The sequence below is a fragment of the Arsenophonus endosymbiont of Bemisia tabaci Q2 genome (genome assembly GCF_902713415.1).
GTDB lineage: Bacteria > Pseudomonadota > Gammaproteobacteria > Enterobacterales > Enterobacteriaceae > Arsenophonus.
In genome coordinates this window covers 1-2,653 of sequence record NZ_CACTIE010000083.1, presented here as the reverse complement: position 1 = coordinate 2,653, position 2,653 = coordinate 1, and the positions used below count along the sequence as shown (strand labels likewise).

Annotated in this window: 1 protein-coding gene and 2 pseudogenes; 1 reads left to right on the top strand and 2 read right to left on the bottom strand. The window is 31.7% G+C overall.

From position 1 onward, the window contains the following. A pseudogene (argR, locus tag ARSQ2_RS04630) lies at positions 1-369 on the bottom strand (transcriptional regulator ArgR); the annotation flags it as partial. Positions 370-772: 403 nt separating this feature from the next. On the opposite strand from argR, the gene mdh reads away from it, so the two are divergent. Further along, positions 773-1,717 carry a malate dehydrogenase gene (gene mdh, locus ARSQ2_RS04625; RefSeq protein ID WP_181994524.1) on the top strand — a complete coding sequence of 315 codons (945 nt, stop codon included), beginning with the start codon at positions 773-775 and terminating at the stop codon, positions 1,715-1,717. Positions 1,718-1,775: 58 nt separating this feature from the next. On the opposite strand, the pseudogene ARSQ2_RS04620 reads toward mdh, so the two are convergent. Then, positions 1,776-2,051 (bottom strand): annotated as a pseudogene (locus ARSQ2_RS04620) (helix-turn-helix domain-containing protein). Positions 2,052-2,653: the final 602 nt, after the last annotated feature.

The following is a 2,653-nucleotide window of genomic DNA, read 5'->3' as shown; positions in this document are numbered from 1 at the left end:
TACCTAAAATTCCTTCTGAAGTTCGTAACGAATCTAATAAACGAGCAATGAGCTGTGCAGCGGCAGGACTCGTACGAATAACACAATTGATTGATTGTAGCTAACATCTAATACCAAATTTTTTAGCGGGCTAATTGTTGTGGGAACAACCAGTTTAGCAGGTAGGCAATAAACCATTTCCATTTTAGCATTACGGTTACGCACCGCACCAAACTTTGTCAGCATTCTAGAAATTTTTGACTGGTTTATATTTTCAAAGCCTTGCTGTTGAAGTGCTATAAGGATCTCACTTTGGGAGCTAAATTTTTCTTCCTTGAGCAAAGCTTTAAAAGCTTTCACGAGATCTTCTTGTTTAGAAGAAACATACATAAATCAACTTTTTTAAGACGTTAAGTAGAGCGGTATTATGTATAAAGGTGAATTTTTATTCAACAAGCAATTCTAGCCTGGTGTTATGAAAATAATAAAAATTATTAGTCAGTTATTTGCCTACTTTGTGGAAATTAGCGATAAATTATTGTTTAAAAAATAATGTTATTTGTAAAAAATGGCAGTCGTGTCTCTAAATTATGCTGCTACCTAAGCAATATTAAAAAAGTGCCCCGTATCGCATAAGTCGATAAGAATTTTATTTAAAATGAAAAAAAATTTACAAGATTTATTTATTAACAAGAATTAATCGTAATTAATAGACTGTGTTATGAATAACGTATGTAATAGGTTGAAAGTTTTTAAGCCATTTTGAAGTGTCATCATATAAAGGAGTATCAGCATGAAATTAGCTATTCTTGGAGCAGCAGGTGGTATCGGCCAAGCACTTGCACTTCTTCTTATTCTTAAAAACCAGTTTCCATCAGGCTCAGAGCTTTCTCTTTATGATATTGCTCCTGTGACCCCTGGTGTTGCTAAAGATTTAAGCCATATTCCAACAGATGTAAAGGTAATTGGTTTTTCTGGTGAAGATCCGACACCGGCACTTGACGCTGCTGATGTAGTATTAATTTTGGCAGGTGTTGCCAGGAAACCAGGTATGGATCGCTCAGATTTGTTTAATATCAATGCCGGTATCGTTCGTAATCTGATTGAAAAAGTTGCTCAGAGCTGTCCTAAGGCGTTAATTGGTATTATTACTAATCCGGTTAATACTACTGTTCCGATAGCAGCAGAAGTATTAAAAAAGGCCGGCGTGTATGATAGAAATCGATTATTTGGTGTAACAACCTTAGATATTATTCGTTCTAATACTTTTGTTGCTGAATTAAAAGGTAAAAAACCTCAAGAAATCGAAGTGAAGGTTATTGGTGGTCATTCTAGCGTAACGATCCTACCGTTACTCTCTCAAATTGCCAATGTTAACTTTACCGAGCAGGAAGCTGAGGAGCTAACCAAGCGTATTCAAAATGCCGGCACTGAAGTTGTTGAAGCAAAAGCTGGTGGCGGATCAGCGACACTTTCTATGGGCCAAGCCGCTGCACGTTTTGGTTTATCATTAATTGACGCTTTAAATGGTAAAGAAAATGTAATCGAGTGTTCATATGTGGAAAGTGATGGTGAATATGCGCGTTTTTTTGCTCAGCCAATACGTTTAGGTAAAAATGGGATTGCAGAAAGATTACCTATTAATATTATTAATAAATTTGAAAAAAATAAATTGAAAAATATGTTAGAAACACTCAATAAAGATATTAAATTAGGCGAAGATTTTATTAATAAATAATATTATTAACTTCATTAAATAATAAACCGCAGATATGAGTCTGCGGTTTTTTTATAATTTATTCTTTATTTTTATTAGTAGGCCGACGAATATTTCGTTCTAATAATTCTCCTGTATTAAAATCGTAATAACGGATTGGCTATATTTCAGAAGGATGAAGGTTTAAAAAGTTCGCAATTATCCATTCTCCTTTTGGCCAGGGCCGAGATAATGCATTAGCTAGTGTTGAAGAGCTTAAACCTGCTTGTCTTGATATAGCTGCTAATGTTTTTCCGTGTTTTCTTAGCGCTGCAATAATATCCGCAGGATACCAATCAGATTTCTGTGAAATCATTTTTAATTCTTTTTCTATTAAATATATTGCTGCATTAGTGGTATAAATAACAGATAGTTCTGACATGTATTTCGAATTAGAACTTGTTATTAGAAATAAAATAACATTTTTTCTTTAATAGTTTCTTATTTTTTCTTAAAAATCTCTTTTTGAACTTGATTACAAAAAATAGAGAAATTTTACAGATATTTTAAGAAATATAGTAAGGCTCTCTTCAATTTGCTAGGAGTATAACTAATTAATTCTAGTTATGTTAACTCAGTATAATAGAATGAAAAAAATAAAAATCTTTAATTTATATTAATTCTTTAGAATTAATAGTTATAAAATAATTTTTCCGATATTAATAGAAAAAATTAGTTAATAATGATAGTGAAAAGGAGAACAATATTTGCAAGAGATAAAAAAAGAAATAACCCTACAATTTTATTCAATGCTTTTTCTATGGTTAGAAAATTAGGAGGGTTTTAAAACAAAAAATAATCTAAAAGGCCACCATTTTTAACAATTAGATTTGCAGAATTAGGTTATGTATTATAGCTAAGCGACTTAATTTTGATGACATTATTTATATGAGCTATTCAATTGATTTTAGACGTAAA